Raw genomic sequence first — 6,290 nt, 5'->3', positions numbered from 1 at the left:
CCCTCGTTCCGGCTGATCAGGCCGGGGCGTTTTCGGGTTCCGGCACGCTGGCTTTGATCAACTGGGTGCAGACAGCCGGGATGACCAGCAGCGTGAGCACCGTTGAGGCCAGCAGGCCGGAGATGATGGCCCAGGCCATGGGTGGCCAGAGCGTGGAGCTTGAGAATGCCAATGGCAGCAGGCCGGCCACGGTGGTTGCTGTGGTCAGCAGGATCGGGCGGGTGCGCTGCTCTACCGCGTTGCGCATGGCGTCGCGGATGTCTCTTCCTTTCTCCAGTTCCCGATCCATCACGTCCAGCAGAACGATGGCGTTGTTCACCACGATTCCCACGAGGGCGATCACGCCAAGCAGAGACTGGAAACCGAAGGGTGAGCCGGACAGCACCAATCCGGGGAAAATACCGACGGTAGCCAGCGGCACCGTCAGAAGGATAATGCCGACCCGGCGGAAGGAGTTGAACTGCAGCAGCAGGAAGAACAGCAGCAAAAGCATCCCGATGGGGGCTGCGGTGAGCAATGCGGTATTGGCTTCACCGGAGCCCTCAGCATCGCCGCCCATGGCCATGCGGGTACCCGGCGGTAACGGGTTTCTCTCAAGCCCTGCGTAAAGGCCGTCCAGAGCCTGGCTGAAGCTGTAACCGGTTTCGAGATTAGCCGTGACGGTGTTCATTCTTACGCCATCACGCAGGTATCGAGCCGCCGGTTCCCAGGTGGTATCCACTGTCGCTACTGCTGAGAGCGGTACGGCGTCCCCCCGGTCGTTGTAGATATTCACTGACAGCAACCGTGAAAGCGACAGGGCCGTGCCCTCGCGGGAACGCAGCACCAAGGGGATGGGATCCTCTTCCTGGCGATAGCGCTCAGCCACCACACCAAAGCTCTGGCCATAGAGGCTCTGGGCCACATCGGCCCGGGTCAGGCCGTAGCGGGCCGCCGTGGCATCGTCGACGTTGATGGCAATACTCGGAACGCCAATATCCAGGTCATGGCGGACATCAACCGTGCCCTCAACGCCTCTCAGAATGCTGAAGATCCGCTCCACCGCTTCGATCCGGGCACCATCATTGGCATGGTAGACACGGATTTCCACCGGCGCAGCCCTGGGCGGCCCCTGCCCGAGGATACCCACGGTCACATCCAGTTCCGGCATCTGGTCTTTCACGTGCGCGCGAATCCAGCGGATCATGCCGGTAGTGTCTTCCAGTGTGGGTGTGGTAACCACCAGCCGTGCCCGGTTCGGTGCCTGGGGGGCGCGCTGCAGGTTGTAATAAAATGAAGGTCCGGTGAAGCCTAAGAACCGGTGGACCTTCAGGGCGTCCGGCTGTGAACGGATAATTCGCTCCAGACTTTCCGTGGCCTCAGCCGTGCGGGCCTGGTCGGTGCCTTCGGGCATGTAGACTTCGACAATCACCCTCGGGCGATCGGCATTCGGAAAGAACTGCTGGGCCATGAAGGGGGTCATCGCAAGGCTGATGCCCACAAGTATGGCGCCGGCGGTAATCAGCCGTCCGGGGTAACGGGATACCAGGCCACCCAGAAAACGGGCTACTCCGATCAATCGGTCCTGGCCCGCCTTGCGGCGGGGCTTCAGGAATCTGGCCGCCAGCAAGGGAACGGCGGAGATAGCCAACAGATAGCTGACGGACAGTGTCAGCATGATCATAACCGGCACGCCACGGGTGAAATCCGCAGCACCGCCCTTGGCCAGAAGCAGGGGTGCGAAGGCCGCCAGTGTCGTTCCCGTTGAGGCACCCAGCGGGCCGGCCAGCTCGCTGACGGCCTGGCGCAGGGCATCCAGCCGCCGCATGCCCTCATCCAGGTGCCCCTGGATGTTTTCGACGATCACGATGGCGTTGTCGATCAGGATGCCCAATGAGATCACCATGCCAATGACGGCGATCTGATGCAGCACGCCCCCACCGAGGTCATAGAGCCCGACACTGATCAGGGCAACCATGGGCAGAATGGACGCGACCAGCAGCCCCATACGAATGCCCATGCCGGTAAAGACCACCGCCACGATGATCAGCACTGAAAGCACCAGGCTCCAGGCCAGGTTATCGAGCCGTTCCTTAACCTTGTCCGGCTGGAAGAACATCTCCCGGATCTCGTAGGGTTCAAAGTCTCCGCGAATCTGCTCCATGCGTTCGCGCACCCGCTGACCAAAGCGGATCGCATCGGTGGTGCCCTCTTCCATAATGATGGAGACCAGCACCACCCGTTCGCCGTCGTACCAGGTTTCCGGCTGTCTGGGTTCTACTGGTCCACGCCAGACATCCGCTGCCGCGGCCAGGGGCACCTGGGAGCCATCCGGAAGTTCAATGGGCGTGGCGCGGATGGCGTCAATATCGGCAAACTCGCTGTTGGGAAGGACCGACAGGCGGCGGCCATTGACCACCACGAAGCCGCCGGGAATGGTCTGGTTTCGCCGCGCCAGCGTGTCCAGCACCCGCGCCGGTGAGATACCAAGCCGGAAGAGCGCGGCATCGTCCAGTGCCAGGGTAATCTGCTCGTCTGCATCGCCTTCCAGCTCAATCCGGGAAACCCCCGGCAAATCCGAGAGGTTCTGCTTCAACCGTTCAGCAACGTCGGATAGTTCCGTTACCGAGGGCGAGCCACCTACGGCCATGACGATGGCAGGAATATCGATTAGACGGTCATCAAGTACCATCCGGCCCACATCGTCCGGGAAGTCCTGCTTCGCGCGCTCCATGGCCTGGCGCACTCGGTCCCAGGCGGGGTCGGTGTCGTAGATGTCGTCATTCAGGCGCAGGCGCACGATGGCAACGCCGGTACGGGCGGTGGACTGGGTATAATCCACCTCCTCCACCTGCCGAAGTTCATCCACCAGGGGCCTGAGTACGAGCCGTTCAACGGCCTCGGCGCTGGCACCCGGATAGTTGATGCTGATCAGGCCGGCCCGGTAGGGAAACGACGGGTCTTCCTGGCGTGGCATGGTGCTGTAAGCCGCGATACCCAACAGGCAGAGCATGGTCACCACCATGCCCAGCAGACGCTGGCAGTTCAGAAGCCGGCGGGTCATCAGCGCACCTCCACGGCATCACCGTCCGCCAGCCGTGTCATGCCGGCATAAACCACCAGGTCACCCGGGGACAAATCGCCAGAGGTAACCACCACCCGCTCGCCCACGACCCGGTCGACTTCCACCGCAACACGGGAGGCCACATTATCCCGGACCCGGAACACACTGACGCCCTCGGCGTTGCGGATCACCGACAGCAGGGGCACTGTGATGGCAGATTCCCGAACAGGCGTGATGCCCACTTCTACCGGCTGGCCGGGCTCCAGGGTGTTTACCGGCAGGCTCACCAGAACCGGATGCAGCTCGCCGCGAATGGCGCCGGCCTGGGCAATCTCGACCACCGAACCGGATTGTGCGGGGCGGCTGCGGTCCTGGACGGACCAGACAGGCAAGGTTTGCTCCAGCTCGACATGATCCAGCAGATACGCCGGTACCCGCACCTCGACCTCACGGCCCTCGGGCGAGGAAAGCCGCATCACCGGCTGTCCGGCCGCCACGAATTCGTCCCGCTCCACCAGCAGGGCTTCAACCCGTCCGGAAAAGGGCGCCCGAAGTGTACTTTCCTCGAGCAGCTGGGTTGCCTCCGCCAGGGAGGCCCGCGCCGTTGCTACGCTGGCCTCCAGGGAATCCCGCCGAGCGGCAAGCTGCTCCAGCGTCTGCTCGGACACCACACCGCGCTCGTGCAATCGACTGGAGCGTTCCCACTCCCGCTGAGCCTGCTGATACTGGGTTCTCAACTCTTCCAGGCGGGCCCTGGCAGAATCCCGGGCCGGCTCCAGGCCTGGATTGTAGACCCGGGCGAGCAGATCACCGGCCTGTACCTTCTGACCGAGCTCCACCGCCTGCTCCTTGAGGGTGCCACTGACCTGGAAGGTCAGTGTCGCTCGCTGGGTAGCACGAACAATTCCGGAAAACCGCAGCGGCATATCCTGGCTCTCGCCGCCGGAAACTTCAGACACACGCACTGAAACCTTCTGCTGCCCGGGCTCCGGGGCTACGTCACTGGCTTTACAGCCCGACAGAAACAGTGAAAAAACCGCAAGAGAAACGATGGCAACGGGGATTCGAAGTGGTGTCATGACTCTTCCTTTCATCCTTGCTTGTGTAGTTGGCGGGGTCCTGTCCCTGGAGAAACCCGATGATTGATTTAGACATCATGTCATTCTTTGACATTTTGTCAATAATCGGGTTTGATTCGATTTCAGGTATCCTATGCGTGCTGTTGCCAACTTACCGGATGATTGAATGAGCGAACCGCTGAAAACCCGTCGCGAGCGTGAGAAACAGGCCCGTTACGACACCATCCTGGACGCCGCCGAACTGGTGTTCTCGGAAAAGGGCTACGAACGCACGTCCATGGACGACATCGCCCGTACCGCCAGCCTTAGCCGGGCCTTGCTGTACGTGTACTTCAAGGACAAGGCTGCGATACAGAGGGGCATTATGCTCAGGGCGGGCCATAGCCTGTTCCGTCGATTTGAAGAGGCAAGACAGACCGCGGATAACGGGCTGAGCCAGATCCGGGCGATGGGAGAATCCTATTATCGCTTCTATCTGGAGGAACCGGATTACTTCTCGGCTTTGACCAAGGCGTCCACCGCCATGGCAGAGGCAGACGAAAGTCAGGCAGAGGAAATGTTGTGCTCCAAATCAGACCTGATGGAGCTGATGGTGGGGGCCATCGAACTGGGGCTACGGGACGGCACCATGAACCGCGACCGGATCAACGACCCCGTTCAGACCGCACTGTACCTGCGCGGGGCCCTGCACGGGGTGATCCTGCTCTGCCAGTCGGAAATGGGCGAGGGTAACCCGGCGTTTCCGGCCGAGCAGCTGATCCGGCACACCATGGATATGCTGACGTCGTCGATTTCTGCCTGACAACTCGCAGCCCGGCAGGCTGCTAGAGCTGGAAATCGTAGATGGAGCCCAGGCCCATGATCCCGGTGAGTTCGTCCAGGGCTTTGCGAACCTCCTCCAGCAACATCGGATCGCCAAGCTCGTTCTGGCTGAGTTCATCCCGGTAATGGGCTTCCACCCAGGTGGTCAGGCGCTCATAGAGTTCATCGGTGAGCAACACACCCCGGTTGATGGCTTTCAGCTCATCGTCGTTGAGCACCACCCTCAACCGCAGACAGGCCGGGCCACCGCCATTGCGCATAGACTGCTTGACGTCGAACACTTCCACCGCGGTGATCGGCCCGCCGGACTTCACCAGGCCATCCAGATAACGGCTGACCGAAGCCACTTCTCGGCACTCGCCGGGCACCGCCAGCAGCATGCCGTCGGGTGTGTTCAGCAACTGACTGTTGAACAGGTAGGAGGCCACGGCATCTTCCAGCGGCACATCGGCACTGCTGACCCGGACCGCTTCCAGCTCGGCACCGGTGAGCCGCTCCCTGATGTCCGCCAGCACCTGCGCTTCGTTAAGAAACGCCATTTCATGGTAGAAAAGCGTATTACCGTTGCCCACCGCTATCACGTCGTTGTGGAAAACGCCGCCATCAATGGCGTCCGGATTCTGTTGGGCAAACACCGCATTCTGGTCCCTGAGACCATGCAGCCGTGCCACCGCCTGGGATGCCTCAAGCGTTTGCCGTGCCGGGTATTTCTTCGGAGCCGGAGCCTGCTCGTTGAACGCCATCTGGCCATACACAAACAGTTCCACGCCGGGCTCACCGTAACCGGCACACAACCGGGTGTGGTTGGCCGCGCCCTCATCGCCAAAGTGGCTCACTGATGGCAGCGCCGGATGGTGCGCAAAATAGCTCTCGTCGGCAAAAATGGATTTCAGAGCCCGTCCGGTCACCGCATGCTCAATGGAACGGTGGAACTTGGCGCTCAGGTTGGCCGGAGTGAAATGCACGCGATGGTCAGAGGTATCGGCACTCGGCGATACCGTGGCCGCATTGGCCGTCCACATCGGCGACGCAGAAGAGACTGCCGCCAGGATCGATGGACTGGATTTGGCCGCCTGCTCGAGAACGCGAGCGTCCGGACCTTCGAACCCCAGGGCCCGAAGTGTCGGAATATGCGGCCGCTCATGGGGAGGCAGAACGCCCTGCACATAGCCCCGGTCCGCAAGGCGCTTCATTTTGGCCAGGCCCTGCAGTGCCGCCTCTTTCGGATTCGAGACGGAACTGACATTGGATTTGGAGGCTACATTGCCCCAGGACAGTCCCGCGTAATTGTGGGTGGGACCGACCAGACCATCGAAGTTTGCTTCAACCGCGTGTTTCACCATGGC

The 6,290-nt window shown here is 61.6% G+C and carries 4 protein-coding genes; 1 reads left to right on the top strand and 3 read right to left on the bottom strand.

Annotation, left to right across the window (positions count from 1 at the left end; all coding sequences use genetic code 11):
- Positions 1-16: 16 nt before the first annotated feature.
- Both B2W52_RS09390 and B2W52_RS09385 read right to left on the bottom strand, forming a co-directional pair.
- Positions 17-3,043 (bottom strand): efflux RND transporter permease subunit, encoded by a 3,027-nt coding sequence (locus B2W52_RS09390; protein WP_273070034.1) that lies wholly within the window; start codon positions 3,041-3,043, stop codon positions 17-19.
- Entirely contained in the window at positions 3,043-4,122 is a 1,080-nt protein-coding gene (locus tag B2W52_RS09385) for an efflux RND transporter periplasmic adaptor subunit (protein WP_273070035.1), read from the bottom strand. Before B2W52_RS09385 ends, B2W52_RS09390 begins: the two co-directional genes overlap by 1 nt.
- A 166-nt stretch (positions 4,123-4,288) precedes the next feature.
- On the opposite strand from B2W52_RS09385, the gene B2W52_RS09380 reads away from it, so the two are divergent.
- Positions 4,289-4,924, top strand: a complete 636-nt coding sequence (locus B2W52_RS09380; protein WP_008169253.1) for a TetR/AcrR family transcriptional regulator — start codon at positions 4,289-4,291, stop codon at positions 4,922-4,924.
- 22 nt (positions 4,925-4,946) lie between these two features.
- Here the strand turns inward: B2W52_RS09380 and astB are convergent, their stop codons facing one another.
- Positions 4,947-6,287, bottom strand: a complete 1,341-nt coding sequence (gene astB, locus B2W52_RS09375; RefSeq protein ID WP_008169251.1) for an N-succinylarginine dihydrolase — start codon at positions 6,285-6,287, stop codon at positions 4,947-4,949.
- Positions 6,288-6,290 lie beyond the last annotated feature (3 nt).

The organism is Marinobacter sp. UBA2498 (assembly GCF_002341575.1).
In the GTDB taxonomy this organism is placed as follows: Bacteria; Pseudomonadota; Gammaproteobacteria; order Pseudomonadales; family Oleiphilaceae; genus Marinobacter; species Marinobacter manganoxydans.
This window is presented reverse-complemented; position numbering and strand designations above follow the sequence as displayed.